The organism is Limosilactobacillus coleohominis 101-4-CHN (genome assembly GCF_000161935.1).
Taxonomy (GTDB): Bacteria; Bacillota; Bacilli; order Lactobacillales; family Lactobacillaceae; genus Limosilactobacillus; species Limosilactobacillus coleohominis_A.
Genome location: NZ_GG698805.1, coordinates 25,736 through 46,795 on the forward strand (window position 1 = coordinate 25,736; position 21,060 = coordinate 46,795).

A 21,060-nucleotide genomic window follows, 5' to 3' on the forward strand; every position below is an offset into this window, starting at 1 on the left:
CACTTGGAATTAGATGAAAAACACTTTGCGGAGACTATTGAAGATCAGGGCGATCGAATCGTTATTCACTTCATTCAATCTTATCCATTACGCTGCCTACGCTGTGGCCAGCCCATGCTTAAAAATGGTTGTAAGACGGTCAACGCTCTTGGACCATCGCTTCACTATAAACCGACAATTTGGTCCATTCGGAAACAAAAATACCTCTGTAAACCTTCCGCTGACTGTCCGACCATGGTTACTAAAATTGCCACAGTCAAAGATATTGATTACTGCAACCACATTGCCTGGGCCATTAAGCAACGGGCAATGATACTTCTCACGACTAATCAATCGCAGAAAGACTTGGCCAAGAGCCTCGGGGTTTCTGATTGGACGGTCCGCCGGGTTATCACCAGCCTTGATAGCTCCTTCAAGCCCAACTACCGTTGGCTTCCCCGGCACCTGGCTTTTGACGACTTCAAATCTGGAAAGATGGCACCCAGTGGAATGAGTATGATTTTGATGGATATTAAACGTCACCGAACTTTGGACATTATTCTTTCCCGCCGTAATCGTTACTTACGGAGCTACTTTCTTCGTTACGACCGTTCAGCCCGCTTAGCTGTCCAGACCGTTACGGTCGATTTATACACTCCTTATCGGCGCCTAATCCAAGAACTATTCCCGAATGCTATCATTCTTGCGGATCACTTTCATGTCGTTGCCCAGGCCTACCGTGCTCTTAACCAAATTCGGATTCAAGCAATGAATAATGCTGGAAAAGGGAACTCACTAATGGCGGGCGCTGAAACACTTCTGGAAACCCATCCTAACCCCAGCCAGTAAGCTGAGACACAACAACTACTGGTGCCGAGCTAACTTCGGCTATGCCAAATTGACCGATGTCGAAGTTATTCATCGCTTGCTCAATTTTGATGAAGATCTTGCACAGGCTTACCGCTACTACCAAGACTTAATCTTCGCCGTCAGTCAGCGAAGTCATAGTCGACTGAACCAACTGCTGACTACCAAGCTAACGGTGCTTCCGCAGCCCCTGCAAAAGGTACAGCGGACATTACGCCAACACAAAAAAGAAATTCTGTACAGCTTTAAGTATGAGGCTTATACTAATGGCCCCGTTGAGGGCACTAATAATAAGATTAAGGTCATCAAACAGGTTGCCTATGGATTCCGAAACTTTGCCAATTTCAGAATCCGGATATTGCTTGCGCTTCCTAACACTTATATCGCCATTAACTGGAAGAACAAGCAAACAGCCCGTGCCAAAGTCCAGGCACGAGCTGCTTAACAAAACTTATTTGATTTTCTTATCAGTACTTCTTGACGAAGAGCCAAAAATTTCAATTATTATGAAGCCGATAACGTATATGGAGCCTTATTTTTCCAGTTTCCTAAGGTATTAATGTATGGCGAGCAATACAAGCATTTAAGCAGTGACGCTAAATTAGCCTATATAGTACTGAAAGATCGGCTAGAGTACTCTTTGCGCAATCATTGGGTTGATGAAAAAGACCACGTCTATTTTATTTTTACCAATCAAGAATTAATTAATCTGTTTAACTGTTCGGAACATAAAGTTATTAAAATAAAAGTTGAACTTAAATCAGCCAGCCTACTCTTACAAAAACAAATGGGATTCAACCCAAAGACTAAAAAGAATGAACCGAATCATCTATACCTTTCTAAGCTCGATGTAAAAGCTACTGATGTTTATTTAAGGTGCAAATGTTGGCAAAAAAAGCCTGAAACCCTTGCTACAAGCGGAACTGCAAAAAATGCAGTTAATCTATATAAAGACTATAAAAGGCTCTGTGTCCAATACTGTTGATGCGAGCAATAAAAGTGGTATCCACTATTAAACTTGGTACTGCTTTTTTGTTCTCATCATTCGCAAATTAATTCTTGCTATTAAGTGATTGAAGTTTTGCAGGCTGAAGGCCGTGCGCTGGATTTGTTTAATCATGCGGTTAGTGCCTTCCAATGGACCATTAGATTCATCGCTTCCCGCCGCATTAAGCACTATTTCTAAATTTCGGCGTAATGTTTTAATAACAGTCGCTATTGGCTTGCTAAGCTGATCGTAATGATAGTTATAGAGTGTCTCTGCCAAAGTATCTTTGTTACGTGTAGCTAGATCATTCATAACATCATGCATAACGACGTAGTCGTTATTTAGCTTGGCATCTAACTCGAGTCCTAGGCTAATCCGTTCATTAATCTTTACTTTTTGATGAATATGACGATCATAGTATTCGTTGTTATCGGTGAGAGCATGGTCGTTTTTGAGGTATAAACGCCAGAAAAATTTGAGAAGTTTATATTCAAGCGATTGATATTTATAACGTTTCATCCACTGACTACGATACTGATTAAATGCTCTGGTAATCATGGCGATAATATGAAAGCGATCAATGATGATTTTGGCATTGGAAAAGAGTTGATAAACAATGTCTTGATAATAACTATTAAGATCAATCGTAATGGTTTCGACCCCTTTGACGAGCGGCAAGATCCACGCATTCAAAGTATTTGATATTGGAAGACTTGAAGCGATTAGAAAGGATTTTAATAATGCGATGGTTATTACTGCCATCGATACAAATAAAGTGTAATTGATGATGAACCCCGCGAAACTCGTCAAATGCCAGATGTTTCGGTAGCGTGGTCGGAAATACGGGATTATCATCGATTAATCGAACAACGGTCGATGGAGAAACATTGTTATCCGTGGCGATACATTTTTGAGTGCGATCATCTTGTAAGTTCATGATCACTTTAGCCTTGGTTCGGTTAGAAATGTTACAGTATTTATCCACTAGCGGAATTTTAGCCGTGATCGTATGACCACAATTTTGATCAAAACCGGGTGACTAGCATTGTCACTGGTATAAGTAATTGTGGAGATATAATTGCCATTATGTACTAAAGCTTCAAAGCCACAAAGGTGGCAGCGCTTTTGATGAATAAGTAACGGTGCTTTAACAATGCGGGCCTTAAGATTTTGGAGAAAAGTATAAAAACATCATCAATTTTAATATTTAGGTCTTTAATTTCTAGTAAAGAACGAATAGAATCATTAGTTAGGGTCATATCGATTTCCTTTCTTTAATTGTGGTGGGTTCTGTAATATACGTTTCATCACACTTAACTTCATCAAGCATTTGTTCACGACTCACATGATCTAACCCTAGATATTTCAGAGTCATATTTTTTGATTAGTTGCTAATTAGTGACATGAATAAATCAATGTTATCAAGTAAAAGAAACATTCTCGCCGCTGTAGATTATTACTACAACGGCGAGAATGCATAGCTCAAACATTTTAGATTTCTAAAATGTTACCTTATACGAGGCATAGAGTCCCCCCCTCAATTTACTTATTAAATTTACCCTTAACATCTTCGGCGACACTTTCCGCAGCTTCTTTTACCTTGCCGACTGTTTTCTCCAGGATTCCTTCGGCTTTCATTTTCTTGTTATCAGTAACGTTACCTGCTCCCTCTTTTACTGTTCCTTTAATTTATCTACTGTTCCATTATTTGACATAATAAAATTCCTCCTTGACTCTTCTTCACTACTTCCTAAACTTCTATCTAATTATAACATAGGCAGATTATAAAATAAAATAGAACTCTATCCAAAGCATCTGTTGTGTTTTCATAGGTAGCTTTTAAATAGGTAGTTTTAGTGGTTTATCGTCTTAAAAAGTTATTCCATTGATTTATTTATCGCAGTGTTAATCGGAATTATTCCTTGCACTGATCTGACTGATGGATTTGTTGGTGCTTTTCTTAGAAACTCTCCAGTTTAGATATGAATTTCATTTAATAGGCTTGTTTGAGTTACTCTAGAAAGAATAGTTAATTGTTATAAGATTGTATTTAAACTAGCTTTGTAGTTGCCGTTCATTCTGACTTCAATTAAACCGATCAGGGCTTTAGCCTCCCTGCCTAGTCCATGACTTACCCTGTTTTTCCATCCGGTAAGTAAAGACCTGGTGAGAACTTTATACTGAGCCGATTAAATTAATATCCTTAAATTCGCACATTTGTGGTAAGCAGGTCACTGCCAATCCTGCTGTCCAAACAAGGTTCGAAATATAGGCAGTATTGCGCATTGTGGTTGTCTGAGCCATCATCATTAAGTAGTATGTCGATAAACGGCGACGTAGTTTGATTCTTAATTGTTGGTCTAAGTAAGATTCACGTTTCTTTAGTTCATCCTGATAATACCGCCGTTGAAAAGTTACCGGGATAAAGATAAAGATAAAGTTAAGCGTCCGTGGTTGCTTATTGATGACTTGATAGCATGCTGATGTTTGGAACTTTAAGATTCGATCTAAACTCTCTAAAAAGTTTTATATGATTGCTTGCCCTAACTCCAGCACTCCTAAAATAATCTATTCAGCTTTAAATAAACTGCTTGACTTCACCAAATTCTGCTCAATTTCTGTTAAAATATCCATGAAGGAAGACCTTTCTTTGCTTAGTATTCGACACTAAAGGCTACAGGCCTTTTCTTTTTTTGTAAATATGTAAAATGGGTCTACAAAAAAGATCTTCACGACCAGATGAATTATTCATCTAACCTATGAAAATCTTACGCTAACCTATCCGGACGAAAAATTGGATAGAAAAATGGCCATGAGCCTAATAGTATTTAAAGTGATGAGCTATAAGTAATAGGACTCCATTACCTATGATGCACATTTAACATTATCGGATATAACTATCATTAAAGCCAGCTTAATGATAATCATTCTTAAAAGAAAATTACCAAATAAATAGGTATATCAGTTTGATTATTAACTATGAGTTAAAGCGTTGCACTAAGTTGCATTGCAACGTCAAACAAGCCTAGGAAAAAATTCATCGAGAAGTTGGTGCACCGAGGTCATGAATACCATCAAACAGAGTATATAGAATTGTGTTCATATTTTCCAGATACCGTTCCAAAACCTTCATAATGGGATAGATAAGGGCTGGCCGGAAATCAGGTGTTTACCGGATGTCAGGGTTTGATGCCGAAAAAGCATAATGACCTCGACTCGTACAAACACGGAGTGAAGTTCGTCAATCAATGTACGGACGAATCTAACTTACGTTAAGAGATTTATCACTCTAGCACTCTAGCACTCTAGAGCCGATACTTTTCTCTCGGTAAGAATCGAGTATGAGGTGTTGGTCACTCTACAGATCCTAAATCACGGCTGCTGGTTATTCGGTGCCTACTAAGTTGCGATAGTAAGGCGATGACAAGGCATTATCAAAAGTGAAAATCTATGATAAATTTTGTGGCTTAGAGTACCTCTGGAACCTATAAGCCAGTTTATTGCCTGACTGGAAGACGATGCGACCAAAGAATTTATTTGCTTGATTAAAGCCATAAAAAAGCTTAAACAAATTAAGCAACGTTTTTTGTTTTGAGCGAATTCCATGGACAAAAGTGTATTTATAATGTCTGTCTAAACTGCAGTTGTCGCAAATAAAGAAAGTAGTAATGGATGAATATTTGGTTTCTTATCTTGAATTGACGGGTAAGATTAAGCGCCTAAGTAAACAGCTGGAGGATCTTTAACATCGGGAACGCTACTAGGAACCCATTTCTAGACTCCGGTGTTTCAAGGGAATCGATACTGTAGCCACAATGACCATTCATGTGGAAACTTCGGATTTTTCAATATTTCTAAACACTAGAGCTTATACCGCTTACCTAGGTTTAACCCCTAGTTAGCACTCTAGAGTGAAGAATATAAACTTAGGCCGGATTACTAAGCAAGGTAATTCGACAATCATTACGACCTTAATTGAATCAGCGCAAGGATTAGTAAGTAAAAAGGCTAAAAAATTAAAAACACGGCAGAATAGTCAATAAGGAAGAGCAATTAAATATGAAGATCGAGCCGTTAATCGACTTCATAAACGTTATGAACGAATGCTTCAAGCGGGGAAACCTAGAAATGTGTCTATTATGGCGATTGCTCAAGAAACTAGCTTGCTTTATTTGGGGTATGGAGAATGGCAAGATTGCGTAATTAATTGATTATACTTTAGAGTATTTTAGATACTTGACTGTACCTATAGAAGAACCCCAGAAAGCTTTACGGTCTACCTACCTACGCTGTCTCGCTTTCTGGCATAATTGGGAATTATTGACCATAGCTCTAACTATTCATGATCTACGTTGGGAGATTATATGAGCTTTACGACGGTGGTAATCAATCCACGAATAACAGAATGGTTAACTGTCGACGGATCATTTTCTAAGGCTTTTCTATGGGAAAATGGCCAGATCGAAATTTCTACTCGACAATGGTCACTTCATAATAGTGAGTATGATTTCATCATCGTCATTGATTATCATGTTTTAATTATTGTAGAGGATGTGGTGATTTGTGGTTGATTAAAACTAGAAATACTATATAAGCAGATTTCAGTATTCGGTAAATTCGAACTCTGAAGCCTTATTTATGTTTGGCAACGGCTTGCTCGTTGCTGTAATCATTCCATAAAGGCTTCATAACGGCTCGCTTCTTTAGTAATTATTCAGTTTAGACTTACATTCAAGCGGATAGTTCGTTAAAGTATAAATTACTATTAATAGTAATTGTTACGATTAAAGGAGAAAAAATGAAAAAGTGTTTTATTAGCATAGGATGTCTAGGTGGCTTGCTAGTTATTACTCTTGCCTTATCTTTTATTCCGTTTAAAACGAATAATTCTGCCCAAAAGCCAATCCGGGTAGTTACCAGTCTTAATTTTTACGGTGAAACAGCAAAAGAGGTTGCGGGAAAGTACGGTAAAGTAACTTCAATTATTGATAATGCGTCTGTTGATCCTCATGACTACCAGCCAGGAACTGCTCAGGCAAATCAAGTAGGGAATGCCAATGTGGTTATTGAAAATGGCTTGGGTTATGATGAATGGCTGAATAAGGTGGTTAAGTCTAATAGTCAACGTTATTCCCCAAAAGTAATTAATGTGGAGCAACTAATGGGGAAGCGTTCGGGTGATAACGAGCATTTATGGTATGAAGCAGTAACAATGAAAAAGTTGGCTCAGCGATTGGCTAATCAATACAGTAGGATTGATCCAGCGCACCGTGATTATTATCAGCAAAATACTCAGAAATACATTGCTTCCCTAAAACCGCTGGACCGAGAAATTGCTCAAATTAAAGCGAATGTTAATTCAGAAAATAATAAAGTGGCAGTTAGTGAACCTGTCTTTGACTATTCATTAACGGCTCTTGGTTACCAAGTAGTGGATCAGCATTTTGAAAAAGCAATCGAGGATGGTAATGATCCATCGCCACAAGATATTCAACAGTTACAATCTGCAATAAAAAATCACGAGATCGCCTTTTTTGTTGAGAATTCTCAAACTAGTGATCACGTTGTTAATGGTTTAGTGAAACTTGCACGAGAAAATAATGTCCCAGTGCTTAAGGTAACGGAAACTAAACCAAATAATACTAAAAATTATCAAGAGTGGATGCTTAAACAGTATCGAGCTCTTTCACGAATTCAGCAGGGAGAAAAGTAAAAATGTCAATTGTTACAGTCAATGATTTAACAGTATCCTTTGGTAACCATCTGGTAATTAATAATTTAAATTTTAGTATTAATCAGGGGGATTTCTTGGTGGTTATTGGCGAAAATGGGGTTGGAAAGACGACCCTTGTTCGCTCACTGCTAGGGTTTATTAAGCCGCAAAAGGGGAAGATAATAATTAATTCCACAAACAAAGATTGGCTATGTTCCCCAGTTTCGCAATATTGATCAGGAATACCCACTTTCAATCCGTGACTTTATTGCGTTAAATGTTCATCATAGTTTACTACCGTGGTTAAAGCAGAGTGAACGTCAGCGAGTAGACCAAGTAATTAGTGAAACTAACTTGACGAAGATTGCTGATCGGTCATTGGGATTGGCTTCCGGTGGGGAGAAGCAACGGGCATATTTGGCTCAGACCCTGCTTCCTAATTCTGGATTACTAATCCTTGATGAGTCCACTGCTAGTTTGGATAATGAAATGAAATGTGAATTATTGGACCTTGTCACCCGGTTTCAACAACAGGGATTAAGCGTGATGTTCGTGACTCACGATTGGAATTTGGCACAACATTATGGAACCCGTTTTCTTCAAATGACGGGGAATGGTTATTTAACGGGACCAATTAATGAACTTCCTCATCCAGAAAAGGAGGCTGAATAATGTTAACGCTAAGTTTTATGCGCCATGCCTTTGTTGCTAGTACCTTTATTGCAATTGTCAGTGGCTTTGTTGGCGTCTTTGTTGTGCCATGAACCTGTCATTTTTAACCCATACCTTATCTGAGATCGGGTTTGCGGGTGGAGCATTTGCCGTATTTGCTGGCTGGCCGGTTTTAAACGGGATGATTCTCTTTACGATGCTTAGCTCGATTCTTGTTAGGCAAATGAGTATTAAAGAATCTCGTCGCGAAGCAGTTACCAGTGCCGTCTCTGCGCTTTTCATTGGTTTAGGAATCTTTTTTCTCTCCTTAAGCAGCAAAAATGCAAGTTCAGCAATAAATATTTTATTTGGGGAGCGTCGTTGGAATTAATCTAGGTGAAGTTTACCAACTGATATGGCTATCGGTAGCTGTTATTGTCATAATCTTTATTACCTATCGACAGCTAAAATTTACTTTGCTTGACGCTATTGGTGCTCGGGTAAGTGGAATTAACGCGGCATTATATTCAGTTATTTTCATTATTATTTTAGCTTTAAGTGTCAGTGTCGTTGCACAAATCGTTGGTTCGCTGTTAATTTTTATTTTATTAACATTACCTGCTGCTAGTGCACAGTATTTTACCCATGGTGTTGCCAAGATGATTGGTTTAGCCATTCTTTTTTCACTTTTAGGAACTTAGTTAGGACTGTTCCTTGGTTACTTAACTAACTGGCCAGTGAGTTTCTTTATTGCCGTGATTGAAGTTGTAATTTACTGCTGTGCTCTGGCTAAGCAAAAACTTAGCGGGGTGGCATAACAAAAAGAAACTTATACAATACCCTTAGGATTGATACCTTATAAATTAAGTGCCCTAGAATTGTTAGACACAAATCTAACGATTCGGGGGTATTTATTATGTACTGAAATGTCAATTTAAATTAGAAAAATGTTGAAAGCTGTTCATCTGTGATATTCTTCATGAATACTTCAACAGGTGTGCGATAGTGAAGTGATTTCCGTGGAATTCGATTACGGTATGATATGAGTTGGGTAATTAATTCATCAGGTAGGTTGCGGAAGTTTAATCGTTTACTGAGACCGTCACGGCGTAAAATGCCATTATTATTCTCGTTAAGTCCACGTTGATTGGGTGCCCCGACTTCCGCAAAATAAGTATGAATGTCATGCTTATTAGCGATGTCACGCCAACCAGCGAATTCTTTACCGTTGTCAAAGGTAATTGACTTAACCAAGTGACGGGGCATTTTTGAAAGCCATTTATCTAAGTGACAATTAACTGCTTCATCAGTTTTGCGATGAACATTGAGAACAATCATGACTTTGGTTTGACGTTCTACCAAGGTCATGACAGCTCCACGATGGGCTTTGCCTTGAACAGTATCGGCTTCAAAGTGACCGAACTCATCCTGGTAATGAGGGAAGTCTTGATAACGTTGATAGATACTGCGTCCAATCTGACCAGCCTTATCACGTCGTTCGACATAGCCATTGGGGTGACGTTTACCCTTCATCGGTAACTGTTGAGCATTGAAATTATACTGTCCTCGAGCAAATATCCGATAAAGGGTCCGCATACTACAGCTAATGGCATGTTCCTTACGACCAATAATGGTATCCAGTGTCCAGCCAGCTTTAATTTGGTCGTTAATATACTCAACTTCATTTTGGGGTAACTGAGCTTGTTTTCGACCACAGTGACGTTTATTACGCTAGTATTTTTCAAGATATTGTTCAATGGTTTTACCGCCATTAAGGAAACGATAAATTCGATAAATCGTTTCCTGACTACGCTTGAGAAGTTTGGCAGTTTGATAGGCTTTAGTTCCTTGGTGCCAAAAATCAGCTATGAGGGTTAATCCACGTGTGGTAAGATGTCTATAGGTCATTTGTGATGTTCCTTTACTTTTGTTTGTGGTTATTCAAAAGTCTATCATAAATGGCCTTTTTCTAACTTGATTTTACAAACGGCGTGTCTAAATATTCATATCAATTTAAAGTTAATGCAGTTCAGGAGTATTTCAATAAAAGTCATAACTATTCGGTGGCTTGTCGTCAATTCGGTATGCGTTCTTGAAAAGAATTAAGGACCTGGGTCCATGAAGTTCAGTCGCATGGTTATGACATTTTAGCTCCCCAAAAGGGCCATCATAGTTATTCGTTTGACTGTAAACTTCAAGTGGTCCATTAACTATCGCATGCACGAATTAAATTCATAAAAAGTGAACATTAAATTTAATCTACATCCATCACAAGTTCGTTTGTGGAAAAATGAAGAGATCGTTGGTCTGCGTTCAAAACCTTAAAGGTCAACCAGCTAAAGCCATGAATAAAAAACATTAATCAACTATTAACCCCATTAAAGAAGAAAAGTGTAAGCAAACAATTGCCGATCTAGAAGCAAAGGTAGCCAATCAAAAAATGGAGATCAACATTTTAAACAATTGCAAGCTCTAAGACAGCAGTGCGGTAAGAACAAGCACTGGCAATTCAAGATCTTAGACCCAAGTATCCATATATTTTAGCATTCCACGACCTACGTTCTACGAACGGCTTGAAGCCGTACAGCGGATTTACAAGTATCGTCAGGTCAAACGAGGAATTACGAAGCAATTTAAACTCAGTAAAGAAACCTATGGTTATCGACGAATGTGGCATTGTCTATAGAAGTAAGGTTTCACATATTGCCAAGAAACGGTATAGATATTAATGAAAAGGCTAAGGGATACTTATTACCAGTTATCGATAAGAACAACGGTTCCACCGTCGCTTACGTGACTTAAACGCATCCTAATATGGATTTAGTTAACACGGTGCTGGCTTATTTCATAAATTACCACAAGGTAGTACCCCTATTCTGCATTCCGATTAAGGTTGGCGATACCGATACCAGTTGTATCAAGCCTTATTAGGGCAACAAATAATCATTCAATCAATGTCCCGTAAGGGAAATTGCTTAAATAACTCACCAGTTGACAGATTCTTTAACTTATCAAAAAACGTGAGTGTTTCAATCGGATCAAAATCCGAACATTCTAACAAGTTAAAAATGTCATTGATCAATACATTCATTGGTATAACAATATACGAAATTCAGTAAACAAAAAAGTAATGATATCAAATATATGCATTTGTTTTTATTCCCTTTTTTCTACTTAAGGTTAAGTCATATCAGCATTTAGTTACTATTTTGACCTGACTTTTTGAATCTATTATTACCCAACAACAGTTTGAATTATGATTTTGAGTATACTAAAACTAACCAGTTTAAAAACGATTTTAAAATTATCTTTGTCAATTAGTCATGGTTGGCAAATTGATAATCATATTACTCCAGCAGTCCAGCTGATTGAGAACATGATGGTATCGATCCACAGCCGCGGGTTAGGTGACCAATCAACGGTGGCCTCGTCATCATCACCAAACTGGGTGGTGACAATGGTACTTAGGCTAACTGACGTTGAGTTCGCAGAAATAATAAATTTTGAATACTAGAGCTGCTTATTGAAATAGTGCAGGTGGCTGAGATCTTGCTTACTATATTCAGTACTAAAAAAATAATTACTTTTGATAAATTTGATTAAATTGTAGTACAATAATGCCTAAAGGAGAGAACGTATTATGTATGGAAAAAATAATCAACATTTAATTGACCAAAAAGCAAACCAGCACTACACACGCTGGTCACTGCGGAAATTAAGCATCGGGGTTGCTTCGGTAGCCATTGCTTCCGGTTTCTTTGTATATACCGGACTTGGCCAGGTTGCCCATGCCGATGCTCCATCTGCTATTGAAGCATCGGTGACTACTCCACAGCCGGGGGGGGGAGAGTAAAAGTCAATCCACCAGTACGACTACTGATTCTAATCCCTCGGCGGTCGTAAGTGACCGGGCAGCAAATGATGGTAGTGCACCATCAACCACGAACCCGGCTGCTGTGACGAATCGGAATTCCCAGGGCACACCAATCAATATTGACGCCATCGAATCCGGTTATGTAAAGACGGGTGGTCAGCTGACAAACGCGAGCCAAGTGGTCAGCGGTTGGCTAGAACTGGCACCAAAATCTCGAGTTGGATACACCCCAGGGACCGGTAATTCGACTAAGTTAAACGACTATGAAGTTAACCTGCAGTGGATTGATACTGACGGGGCGATTAGTCCGGTTTACTCGACCAAGAGTCACTACCTGGAAGGGGCAGCCTCCAACGGTGGGGGTGACGGTGTCTTTGCCTTCGACTTGCCGACCTTTACCGACGCCAAGGGAACTGAGCATAAGTTTACATTTTTACCAACGTCTAAACAGCGTCTGAAGCTATGGCTTGCACCAGGGCAGAAGTCGGCTGACGGCAGTGAATTATTCACTTTCCGGCCGGTAGTCGGAAACACGCCGGGCTTCTCGACGCCAACTACGGCGGGGGCCTTCTACCTCGCTGGTGCTAACCTCCAGCGGGCTAGTATCTACGTTGGTGAAGCACCAACGGCAGAGATGATCAAGACAATGGTTGGTGACCCTAGTACTTGGCGGTATGATGATGCCGGTCCGGATGCTTATCCGGGGAACATTGCTGGGGGAACCAATCGGGTTTCCGGTAGAGTTTGGTGGGAAACATCAAAGCTAGGGACGATTTTCCCAACGTCATCTGGGGAAAACTTTGTTAACCAGACCGCCGATGAAGCTAAGACTGGCTTCCGCGTAGTCAATGCGATGCTAACTCCTGAGGGAATTGCGGCTTTGAGAAGTACTAGGAGTGCCGCCACGGCAATTGATGAGGTTAATGAACAGCTCGCAATCATGAAGGCCCATCCAGAGTACATCCAAGAAGTAGTGGTAGCACCAGTGATTGATGGTAAGTATACCGCGCACTTTAGTAAGGATATTGATACTGATGGGCTCCTGCAGTTTATCTTAAATCCAGCAGGCGAAATCCAAAGTTCGTACAGTAACTACCCAGTGCTGGCGTACGGGGGCTGTGGTGACTACATAAATTCTAACGCATTTATTACTATTAGTAGAATGCAGGGTTACAACCTCCATTTTGCACTAGTGCCGAATATTGGAAAGTACAACATTGATATAACTAACTATGATACAGTGGACCATACAGCTCGGCCAGGTGATACGGCTATTTCCAAGGTCAATGCTATTTACGACTATGGACAGAAGGTGGAAATCGTCTGGAATAGTAATGGCAAAGAACTCAAACGGACCACTGTTACAAGCAATGCTGAGGCGGAAAAAGCAGCTCGGCTCACCGTTCCAAAGGACATGGATACTGATACAATCTACAACGTGGAATTAGTTGTCAACGGGGTCACGGTGGATGCCGACAGTTTCTTAGCAGAAATGCCAAAGGACGCTGAGAAGTATACGGCAACCAGCGACAAACTGGTCAAGCCTAACGGCGAACCAACGAAGCCAGCCGATGTTATCGCTAAGGTGAAGACGGACTACCCTAAGGATGCCGCTAAGCAGCCAACCATCTCAGTTGACAACCCCGATAAGTTGCCTGACGGGAAGACACCGGGCGAGTACAACGTTGGTGTCACAGTAACATACCCAGACGGCTCCCAGGACAAGACAACGGTTAGCGTGACCGTGTTGGACAAGGTCATCGATCAGACCAAGACGCCGAATAACCCAACACCAGCTGGTTACGTTCGGGTTACGTTCCAGGCAGGTGACCATGGTAGTCTCGCTGCGGGTGCCGGGACGGTCTTCGATGTGAAGATTGGGACAGCAATCGCTGATGTTCCAGTACCAGGTGCCGTTGCCGATAAGGGCTACAAGGCTGCCGGTTGGAATCCAGCTCTGCCAACGACGGTTCAAGCCGCAGGCAACTACACAGCTCAGTTCCAAGTGGTTACTGCAGAAGGACAGCCAGTCACTACCCAGCCGGGTGGACAGCCTAATCCAGCCGACGGCATCAAGAACAAGGATAAGCTACCAGATGGGACTAAGTATGACTGGAAGAACCCGGTTGATACTTCTACTCCAGGTGACAAGACCGGCGTGATCGTTGTTACTTACCCAGACGGGACTCAGACTGAGGTCACGGTCACGGTTCACGTTGTCGGTGAAGCAGTAACGACGCCAGCTGCTAGCCAACCAGCACCAGTGCAGACAGCGGTTAAGCCTGCCGGCGCTGCTGAAAAGAAGCTGCCGCAGACTGGTGAAGACCACAACGGCGCACTAGCACTTGCTGGGGTTTGCCTGATGAGCTTCGCAACGCTGTTTGGCTTTGGTGAGTTACGGCGGAAGAAGTAACCATGTTTTAACTGAATAATTAGGTGTGGTTTGTGAATGGCAACATTCTGACAATACTAAACTTCCTTTCTTTAGGGAGACGTGAGAACAGCGGCGATGCCCTTCTCATGCTCCTACTGAGGAGGGCTCCAGGATTCGGCTTGGCCGGGTGCTGGAGCCCTTTTGTTTGGCTCTTCGTCAAACAAACATCCTAAAGTATAAGGTAGATAGAAGCATGACGATGCTTTTATCTACCTTTTCTTTTATACTTAGAATTAAGATTGAGGTTGACAGTACCAGTGAATCTAGAATTCGTTTGTCAAACTGGCCCATTAATTTTAAATCGGTGTTTTCCAACATTTTATAACCGGTGTGGACAACATGATCTTAGTCGCTTTTACCAAGAAGTAAGTCGAGATGTGGTTAACCATAAAAATAGCTTACACCGTGCTTTATAACTTACTTTCCCGTAATTAGAGTCATTATTTAGTAATACTAATAATGAGTTGTATTGGACTATTGTTAATCACTTTGCTTGTCCTTCACGGGCCCTGAAACTTTCAGCTACTGAGTTAAGATCTTTCATCTTACATAGTACAAATAAAAATATCTCAATTGATCGCGCTACTCATATTGCTGAAAAACTATTAACACTTGCCAAGAAAGCTTAATGATAATTCTTATGTTTATGGACAGATCGCGTATTTAACTATCCCTGAATTCGGTGTTCGAACTGTTACTTCTTTGATCGGTGAATTAGGAGATATATTCGTCGTTTCCATAGTAGTAATGCTCTTAATGCCTATATCGGGATTGATCTTAGACATTATTATGAATCAGGTAACTTTGTTGCCACTGATCATATTAGTAAACGTGGTGATGCGATTGCACGTAAAATTCTTTTTAAATCCATCCAAAACATTGCCGTGGCAAGTCATTTTCATCCTAATCATATTAATGATTTCTATCAGAAAAGGAAAAGACAATCTTCTCAGCCAGGAACTAAGAAAATTGCCATTGCCGCGATACACCGTCTTCTCAGAACGATTTATCATCTTGTAAAATATAATCAACCCTATAATTATCAAATAGCTAAAGTATAATTTAAGATTGATTGTTACTATTATTGTACAACCCATGAAAAATAAATCTAGTTCATGAGCTTGCTTTGTTATACTTTAAATTTAACTTTGAGCCATTTTAATTATTTAATTAACTTTTCTATCCAGCTAAATTCCAAGGAATTCTTAATATCCTTGACTATTCGTAGAAAACCAAAATAAGCACTGATGTTAAATTCATCAGTACTTACAATTGTAGAGTTCCTTTTTTCAACCCGTATTGATAACGACTGCTTACAATAATAAGATTAAGACCATTAGAAGAACAGCTTATGGTTTTCGCAACTTTGATGATTCCAGTATCCGAAGTCTACTAGCTCTCAAATCTCATGGTAAAAACTAAGCTAAAAGAAAAGGTCAGCTCAAGCAGCTTCGCTACTTAAACTAACCTCATCAAAATACCTCATCAGTAATGATTGACAAAGGGGCAAAATTGTAGAGCTAATTGATTACTTGCGCTTCTTGTTTACAGCAGCAAGGCCAAACATTCCCAATAAGGTGTAGGCACCTAAGCCCATTAATGTTAAGCTATTGTCATTACCAGTTTGTGGTAGTTGGTTATCCTTAGCTGTCGTTGGTTGAAACGTAATCGTCTTCCCAGTGTACATGTTAGGAACATTACCTTCTAGTTTGCCAGTAACAGCATTTCCATTAGGAGTAGTGTTCGCAGGCGTATTAGTAGCTGGTGTTCCTTGTCCTTGATGATCATTAGTTGGGATCAAGGACACACCGGGCGTGATTGTCTTTGGATCAGTTGTTGTTGTTGTCTCTGGCGTTTTGGGATCAGTTGGATCTGTGTCCTTAGTGTAAACAAAAGTTGTGATGTACTGGTATACAGTATACTGGCCACTCGTCGCTCCAAGAGTACGAACAAGACGATAACCTTTAATTTTCTTAGGTTGGACTTGCCATGGACCCTTTGCATACCAGCCTTTTTGCGGATTAACCCCATTATTTTTTTGGTTAGGATTATCTAGGTTGAACGCAAGCGTATCATTATTCCTAAGCACATTTCCTTGCTCATCAATGTACCTCACAGTTACTGGTTTGTTTGGTAGCAAGTAAACATGTATCCCTTTAGCGTACCAATTGAAATAATCAGAATTAAGATATGTCCCTGTACTTCCTATATAGGAGTAACCTTGTTTTTCGCAATGGCTAATCTCCTCACTCATTTTTTTCTCATAATTACCATTGTTTAGGTCAATCCTTTCGCCATAGCTACCAGCAATCGTAAAGAGTTTGTACGGTAGATTTGTTTCTTCTGGAACAAGTAACAATTCAGTCCTATTACTATCAGAATTATTTTTCATAACCTTCTTATACTTGAAAGTTAAATAAACATAGTTAGGATCAGCTAACGAATTTCGAGTTTGACCAGTGATTTTACCCTTTAAAACAGGTTCAGAAACTAATTTATATCCAGGAATATTAATGGCTGCGGCTTCATAGCGTGATGCATCCGGTGCTTTCTTATCACCAGCACGGTGTTGTGGAGATTCAGGGGCCATCCAGAAACTATCTAGAACGATTGATGCTAAAATATGCCCGTTATCTACATCAACATACTCTATTTTGATTGGTGACAATGATGCGTAATCTAAATTAATGTTAATGTCTTGCGTAGTAATACCTTTCTTAAGGTAGGTATTACCTTGTTTATCAAAATAGAAATACTTATTCAAAACTTCTGAATTCATTAATTTATAACCGGCCACAGTAAATTCTTGATCCACACTATCCCCTGGTCGAATTGCGGTCTGCTTGAAAGGTTGTTTGAATACATAATGACCATTACTAATCACTTGAATTGGCTTATGTAGGGTGACATCGCGAAAATTCATAGTAATGTTGTACTTACTGGGCAGTGGTTGTTTTGCTGTTATTTTATTGATTATCGGCATTTGTTGCGCTGTCGTTGTTGTTTTATTTGGAACTAATGTTGATGAAGTTTGATGACCAACCGTATTTGATTCGTCGCTAATCCGAATATTGCTTGAATTGGCACTAACTTGTGGATCAGTCACTTGAGTCGTGGATGTATTTTGAGTAGCAACTGTCGCGTCATCTGCCTTGGCATTACCACTAATAATGAAGGTTAAACCAACAAGGACAGATGCCGTTCCAACCGTTAATTTCTTAATAGCAAATCGTTGTCGTTTTGCTACTTGTTGCTTATGTAATTTATCCATATTTTATACTCCCTTTCTAATACACAATTTATTATATATTGAATATGTTGGGGGGGGCAAGTGCTTATTTGTGACACCTTGTAGAGATGAATGCCAACTTTTAATTTTTACTGGTTTAAACAAGTGTAAAAAAACAATGTTACCGAATAGAAAGGATTGGACAGTTATTACAAAATGGCTAAAATACCAGTACAGACTCAAAACAGCTGTACTGGTATTTCTTCGTATATTAAATTATTCATTATGATCGTAATCTGTAAAATCACTAAGCAAATGTTCTAGAACATCCATACGATTACTGTAGATTCTTAAAATTTCTACACGACTTTCATTACTAAGGATCTGATAGAAAACAGTATTTTTTGTTAGATGTAAGTAGTGATAACCTGTTAGAACTTCGGAAAGTTCCGAGGCGTCTCTTCCAAGGCCAGATAGATTGGACAATTTACTGATAGAATCTTGTAAATCATTAACTTTTTGATGAGCAACTTGGCTACCAAATTGCTGTTTTAAGTAATTATATAAGGAAGTAATGTCTTGTTTAGCTGCTCCCTTAAATCTAATTTGATATTTTTCACTAGTCAAGATCTCCAAAAACTTCATCCATAGTGTATAATCCCTTTTCATTAGAAGCCTGTTGAAGGTCCTTTAAGAGTTTAATGCCATTGACAAAACGATCGTAGTTCTCAATATTAACAATGGCATATTTTCCATAACCATTTTTAGTGAGGAAAACAGGGTTATCGGCGTCAACTTCTTTGAGTAGTTTATTATAATCCCGCAAGGCAGACACGGGCTTGATATTCATATTTAACATGTCAATCACCTCTCTTATAGTATATATAATTTTAAGTAAAATTAACAGCGAAAAATATATTTTAAAATCTTTTCATTAGAATAATGATGAAAACAATTATTCCAAAGGAGACAGATGTCATGTTACACAAACAACAACATTTAACTTATAATGTAAAAACTGGGGAATTTCTACGGAACTTTGAGTATCTTGCTAAGTATAGTGAAAAAGCTGGTGTCTCAATTTCTGTGAGGAGGCGCGATAAGATTATCGCAACCTTGTTAGCACCAGCTGCTGTGGAATAGATTAGTGACTTTGTAGAAAAGATGGAACTGAAACACCAAACCGACCAAGCAGAAAATAAGCGGTTGAAGAAAGAAGTAGCCGCTTTGCGTTTAAGATTGAGCCTCAAAGAAAATTTGGATAAATAATAATGAAGCTGGTTAATGAGATCAAGTGATGATTTCATCAACCAGCTTTTTTAATTGACGTAGTTTTTAAGTATTTGACAGTAACAATAAGCGACGACTTTGGGATAGTCAGTATAATCAGCTGTCTTTGGATTTAATAGGTAGTGAAAATAATCAGCGCACTTATAGATTGATGACACATAATCAAACAACTGGTATTTTCTAAAGAGTTGTTGCTGCACATCAACTTCCATCACCTGTGGCAATTTGATGCCAGCCTGTTGAAGAAACCAATCATCAAAAGTAGAATTACCAAAGCCAATTAAAGTATCGGCTTGATCAAAGAGTTTTTGAATAGTTGACAAGTAATCGTTTAGTGGTGGTTGGTTAGCCACATCTTGTGGGTGAATTTCAAAGCCCTGTTGAGTGGGGTCCCAATTCTTAATTTTTGCTGGGTTAAACAAGTGTGAGAATGCAACATTACCAAATAGATCCGTTATGGTTAGGTGAATAATTTCATCACTTTGCCAATCTAAACCAGTAGTGTCAATCCAGTAAATAAATGGAGTATAACATTTTAACATTTTTCAAATCCTCCAGTGCAAAATAATATATATTTTTTTGAAATTAAGCTATATTATTTTGCTCTACCTGCTTTCGAATCCGTTGCAAAGTGGAAATCGAAATATCAAAAGCACTTGCAGTCTGTTTATAAGAATGAGTAAGCAAGTACTCATAAGCGGCTTGGTAGTGCGGGGTAATGGCTCTTTTTGGCCGTCCTTCATGATAATCGGACCGGTGTAACTTAGCATAACGTTTCCCTTCTTGGGTGCGGTCCACAATCATATCCCGCTCCATTTCCGCTACTGCTAAGAGAATCGTTTTAACTAATTTACCTACTGTTGAATTTTCCAACATGCCAATGTTAAGCACATTGATCTTCACTCCTTGGTTCATCAATGGGTCAATCACATTTAATGCTTCCCGGGTATTTCTGGCTAACCGATCCAGCTTGGTTACAGTAATCACATCACCCGATTTTACCAATTGAGTGAGTTTAGCAAATTGTGGTCGGTCAGTTGTAGTTCCGGTAAATTTTTCAGAGAAAATGCAATCATCACTGATTCCAGCATTCTGCAGTTGATTAATTTGATCAGCTAGTTCTTGGCCTTTAGTGGACACCCTAGCATAGCCATATTCCGTCATTTCAATCCATCCTTTTTGACCATAAGTTTTTGAACATCATTTAAGCTTGATGTTATAGGCTAAGCCCGCTCATTCAAAAAGTTTTAAGTTTTTGAACAGGCTTGCATTAAATATAGTGCGAATGGGTGGAAATCTACACAGCCAAGTTGAAATTAGGTGTCGGTTTAGCTGACACATTTTAGCAGATGTGCGACACCGTTTTTGACACCGGACTTTGAAATTTGAAAAGTGTCAGTTATTAACCCGATTGGTGTCGGTATGGTGCTAGTTAAGCCGACACTAGCAGATTATTGTTATATCAAGCATTGGGACATATTGGAATTATTTTGGTGTCAATAGAGGAATGTTGGCTAAAGCCAGTGGTATCAAGGTGTTGAGAGAAAAAGTGTCAAAGGTGTCAGGTTTTGAACAGAACCTTTTAAATTAACTAATTAAGAAGAAAAATAATAGTAATTGATGTTGAATTTAGTAGTTAATTATTATTTATTATGTTTTTGTTCCAAAACCTGGCACGCCTGGCACCAAATAAATTGTGTTATTGAAAATGGGTTAAAGGCAATAGTGATTAGTAGTTGGATATTATTCTTTCACTGTGACCGCTGGTACCAGTGGACGTTAAAGTAGTTTGAGGACCATATTAGTAAAAGTTTCTTCCTATTATATGTAAAAGAATATGGATAAAGGGATTCTGCACTGGAAACAATACACATTCAAATTTAGATAAATAAAAGTGGTTACCGTTACTACATCATGTAGTTTCATAAACGATAATCACTTTTATTTTAAATATTTATTTTCCTTAAACTAAACAATGAGGGTGAAATCTTCAATTGTTGTAAACGACTTTTAAAATAATTTTTTGTTTCAATTT

At 39.0% G+C, this 21,060-nt stretch carries 14 protein-coding genes and 8 pseudogenes; 12 read left to right on the plus strand and 10 right to left on the minus strand.

What is annotated here, in order from left to right; all coding sequences use genetic code 11:
* Together HMPREF0501_RS09300 and HMPREF0501_RS06530 are read left to right on the plus strand one after the other, a co-directional pair.
* Positions 1–1,291 (plus strand): annotated as a pseudogene (locus HMPREF0501_RS09300) (ISL3 family transposase); the annotation flags it as partial.
* Positions 1,292–1,330: 39 nt separating this feature from the next.
* Positions 1,331–1,777: pseudogene (locus HMPREF0501_RS06530) on the plus strand (replication initiator protein A); the annotation flags it as partial.
* 81 nt (positions 1,778–1,858) lie between these two features.
* Here HMPREF0501_RS06530 and HMPREF0501_RS09135 read toward each other — a convergent pair.
* The 4 genes and pseudogenes from HMPREF0501_RS09135 to HMPREF0501_RS08810 form a co-directional block, all read right to left on the minus strand.
* Positions 1,859–2,512 carry an ISL3 family transposase gene (locus tag HMPREF0501_RS09135; RefSeq protein ID WP_006917131.1) on the minus strand — a complete coding sequence of 218 codons (654 nt, stop codon included), beginning with the start codon at positions 2,510–2,512 and terminating at the stop codon, positions 1,859–1,861.
* A complete protein-coding gene (locus HMPREF0501_RS09140; RefSeq protein ID WP_263598704.1) occupies positions 2,475–2,771 on the minus strand; it encodes a hypothetical protein in 297 nt (98 codons plus the stop codon). The genes HMPREF0501_RS09135 and HMPREF0501_RS09140 overlap by 38 nt, the downstream gene beginning before the upstream one ends.
* Positions 2,772–3,376: 605 nt before the next feature.
* A complete protein-coding gene (locus HMPREF0501_RS06540) occupies positions 3,377–3,472 on the minus strand; it encodes a hypothetical protein (protein WP_006917133.1) in 96 nt (31 codons plus the stop codon).
* Positions 3,473–3,711: 239 nt separating this feature from the next.
* Positions 3,712–4,468 (minus strand): annotated as a pseudogene (locus HMPREF0501_RS08810) (UPF0236 family transposase-like protein).
* 1,181 nt (positions 4,469–5,649) lie between these two features.
* On the opposite strand from HMPREF0501_RS08810, the gene HMPREF0501_RS09145 reads away from it, so the two are divergent.
* The 5 genes and pseudogenes from HMPREF0501_RS09145 to HMPREF0501_RS06560 all read left to right on the plus strand — a co-directional run bounded on the left by HMPREF0501_RS09145 (position 5,650) and on the right by HMPREF0501_RS06560 (position 9,016).
* Positions 5,650–5,736, plus strand: a complete 87-nt coding sequence (locus HMPREF0501_RS09145; RefSeq protein WP_225435680.1) for a hypothetical protein — start codon at positions 5,650–5,652, stop codon at positions 5,734–5,736.
* A 462-nt stretch (positions 5,737–6,198) separates the two neighbouring features.
* Positions 6,199–6,405, plus strand: coding sequence for a hypothetical protein (locus HMPREF0501_RS06545; RefSeq protein ID WP_040456073.1), 207 nt, complete (start codon positions 6,199–6,201; stop codon positions 6,403–6,405).
* Between the two features lie 227 nt (positions 6,406–6,632).
* A complete protein-coding gene (locus tag HMPREF0501_RS06550; RefSeq protein WP_006917137.1) occupies positions 6,633–7,547 on the plus strand; it encodes a metal ABC transporter solute-binding protein, Zn/Mn family in 915 nt (304 codons plus the stop codon).
* A 2-nt stretch (positions 7,548–7,549) separates the two neighbouring features.
* Positions 7,550–8,219 (plus strand): annotated as a pseudogene (locus tag HMPREF0501_RS06555) (ATP-binding cassette domain-containing protein).
* Positions 8,219–9,016 (plus strand): annotated as a pseudogene (locus HMPREF0501_RS06560) (metal ABC transporter permease). Before HMPREF0501_RS06555 ends, HMPREF0501_RS06560 begins: the two co-directional pseudogenes overlap by 1 nt.
* A gap of 121 nt (positions 9,017–9,137) precedes the next feature.
* Here the strand turns inward: HMPREF0501_RS06560 and HMPREF0501_RS06565 are convergent.
* Positions 9,138–10,106 (minus strand): annotated as a pseudogene (locus HMPREF0501_RS06565) (IS30 family transposase).
* A gap of 1,153 nt (positions 10,107–11,259) precedes the next feature.
* Between HMPREF0501_RS06565 and HMPREF0501_RS09380 the strand changes: the two are divergent.
* The 4 genes and pseudogenes from HMPREF0501_RS09380 to HMPREF0501_RS08940 form a co-directional block, all read left to right on the plus strand.
* A pseudogene (locus HMPREF0501_RS09380) lies at positions 11,260–11,376 on the plus strand (hypothetical protein); the annotation flags it as partial.
* Positions 11,377–11,838: 462 nt separating this feature from the next.
* Positions 11,839–14,485 (plus strand): annotated as a pseudogene (locus tag HMPREF0501_RS06575) (Rib/alpha-like domain-containing protein).
* Between the two features lie 746 nt (positions 14,486–15,231).
* Positions 15,232–15,567 (plus strand): transposase, encoded by a 336-nt coding sequence (locus HMPREF0501_RS09385; RefSeq protein ID WP_223206797.1) that lies wholly within the window; start codon positions 15,232–15,234, stop codon positions 15,565–15,567.
* A 238-nt stretch (positions 15,568–15,805) separates the two neighbouring features.
* A complete protein-coding gene (locus tag HMPREF0501_RS08940; protein WP_223206793.1) occupies positions 15,806–15,928 on the plus strand; it encodes a transposase in 123 nt (40 codons plus the stop codon).
* A gap of 106 nt (positions 15,929–16,034) precedes the next feature.
* Here HMPREF0501_RS08940 and HMPREF0501_RS06580 read toward each other — a convergent pair whose 3' ends face one another.
* The 3 genes from HMPREF0501_RS06580 to HMPREF0501_RS06590 form a co-directional block, all read right to left on the minus strand.
* Positions 16,035–17,777, minus strand: a complete 1,743-nt coding sequence (locus HMPREF0501_RS06580) for a YSIRK signal domain/LPXTG anchor domain surface protein (RefSeq protein WP_006917145.1) — start codon at positions 17,775–17,777, stop codon at positions 16,035–16,037.
* 234 nt (positions 17,778–18,011) lie between these two features.
* Entirely contained in the window at positions 18,012–18,362 is a 351-nt protein-coding gene (locus tag HMPREF0501_RS06585; protein ID WP_006917146.1) for a type II toxin-antitoxin system RelE/ParE family toxin, read from the minus strand.
* Complete coding sequence (locus tag HMPREF0501_RS06590; RefSeq protein ID WP_006917147.1) at positions 18,355–18,594, minus strand: type II toxin-antitoxin system prevent-host-death family antitoxin; 240 nt, start codon at positions 18,592–18,594, stop codon at positions 18,355–18,357. The genes HMPREF0501_RS06585 and HMPREF0501_RS06590 overlap by 8 nt, the downstream gene beginning before the upstream one ends.
* Positions 18,595–18,713: 119 nt before the next feature.
* Here HMPREF0501_RS06590 and HMPREF0501_RS08945 point away from each other — a divergent pair, with 119 nt between their 5' ends.
* Positions 18,714–18,878 carry a hypothetical protein gene (locus tag HMPREF0501_RS08945; protein WP_155801169.1) on the plus strand — a complete coding sequence of 55 codons (165 nt, stop codon included), beginning with the start codon at positions 18,714–18,716 and terminating at the stop codon, positions 18,876–18,878.
* Positions 18,879–19,054: 176 nt separating this feature from the next.
* Here HMPREF0501_RS08945 and HMPREF0501_RS09155 read toward each other — a convergent pair whose 3' ends face one another.
* Together HMPREF0501_RS09155 and HMPREF0501_RS06600 are read right to left on the minus strand one after the other, a co-directional pair.
* On the minus strand, positions 19,055–19,567 hold the full coding sequence (locus HMPREF0501_RS09155; RefSeq protein ID WP_006917150.1) for a hypothetical protein: 513 nt from the start codon (positions 19,565–19,567) through the stop codon (positions 19,055–19,057).
* A 43-nt stretch (positions 19,568–19,610) separates the two neighbouring features.
* The gene (locus tag HMPREF0501_RS06600) at positions 19,611–20,189 is read right to left on the minus strand and encodes a recombinase family protein (protein WP_006917151.1); all 579 of its coding nucleotides are present in this window, start codon (positions 20,187–20,189) and stop codon (positions 19,611–19,613) included.
* Between the last annotated feature and the right edge of the window lie 871 nt (positions 20,190–21,060).

Bases quoted from the DNA above. Each gene is read 5' to 3' on its own strand.
- HMPREF0501_RS09140 (WP_263598704.1), bottom strand. From the start codon at position 2,771: ATGAACTTACAAGATGATCGCACTCAAAAATGTATCGCCACGGATAAC.
- HMPREF0501_RS06540 (WP_006917133.1), bottom strand. From the start codon at position 3,472: ATGAAAGCCGAAGGAATCCTGGAGAAAACAGTCGGCAAGGTAAAAGAA.
- HMPREF0501_RS09145 (WP_225435680.1), top strand. From the start codon at position 5,650: ATGACCATTCATGTGGAAACTTCGGATTTTTCAATATTTCTAAACACT.
- HMPREF0501_RS06545 (WP_040456073.1), top strand. From the start codon at position 6,199: ATGAGCTTTACGACGGTGGTAATCAATCCACGAATAACAGAATGGTTA.
- HMPREF0501_RS06550 (WP_006917137.1), top strand. From the start codon at position 6,633: ATGAAAAAGTGTTTTATTAGCATAGGATGTCTAGGTGGCTTGCTAGTT.
- HMPREF0501_RS06580 (WP_006917145.1), bottom strand. From the start codon at position 17,777: ATGGATAAATTACATAAGCAACAAGTAGCAAAACGACAACGATTTGCT.
- HMPREF0501_RS06590 (WP_006917147.1), bottom strand. From the start codon at position 18,594: ATGTTAAATATGAATATCAAGCCCGTGTCTGCCTTGCGGGATTATAAT.
- HMPREF0501_RS08945 (WP_155801169.1), top strand. From the start codon at position 18,714: ATGTTACACAAACAACAACATTTAACTTATAATGTAAAAACTGGGGAA.
- HMPREF0501_RS09155 (WP_006917150.1), bottom strand. From the start codon at position 19,567: ATGTTAAAATGTTATACTCCATTTATTTACTGGATTGACACTACTGGT.
- HMPREF0501_RS06600 (WP_006917151.1), bottom strand. From the start codon at position 20,189: ATGACGGAATATGGCTATGCTAGGGTGTCCACTAAAGGCCAAGAACTA.